Annotated in this window: 1 protein-coding gene; it reads left to right on the top strand. The window is 43.9% G+C overall.

All coding sequences use genetic code 11. The features are described from left to right. Positions 1-73 precede the first annotated feature (73 nt). Positions 74-610, top strand: a 537-nt coding sequence (locus tag GFJ41_RS20975) for an MG2 domain-containing protein (protein ID WP_500048757.1), incomplete at its 3' end; no start/stop codon positions are given.

Raw genomic sequence — 610 nt, 5'->3', positions numbered from 1 at the left:
GAACCATCCACAGAAAACTACAGAACTGACCTCTGCGTCTGTTGTCCTCAATGCTGATAACAACTACCAGGCTGTGGCAAACATAAAGATTCCTGACAATAAGGACTTCTTTAGTGATGATCCTTTAGAGAAGCAGTACGTGTACCTGCAGGCTCAGTTCCCCTCTGCCCTGGTCGAGAAAGTGGCCCTGGTCTCCTTCCAGTCTGGCTACATATTTGTTCAGACAGACAAGAGCATCTACACACCTGCTACAACAGTTCGTTACAGAATCTTCTCACTGACTCCTGATCTGGGGCCTGTTGAACAAAGTGGCGGAATATTTGTGGAAATCATAAATCCTCAAGGAATCACAATTAGCAGAGAAACAATCTTCCCTAAGCAAGGAACCATAACAGCATCATACAACATCCCTGAAGTTGCCAAACCTGGAATATGGTCTGTAGCAACGCGGTATAAAAACACCTCACAGAAGAACTTCACTGCTGAATTTGAAGTTAAAGAATATGTTCTCCCAAGCTTTGAGGTTGCATTAAAACCAACCAAGTCTTTCTTCTACGTGGATGATGAGGAGCTTCGAGTGGACATAACTGCCAAGTACCTGTTTGGAAAA

The sequence above is a fragment of the Paraclostridium dentum genome (genome assembly GCF_012922555.1).
GTDB lineage: Bacteria > Bacillota > Clostridia > Peptostreptococcales > Peptostreptococcaceae > Paraclostridium > Paraclostridium dentum.
This window is presented reverse-complemented; position numbering and strand designations above follow the sequence as displayed.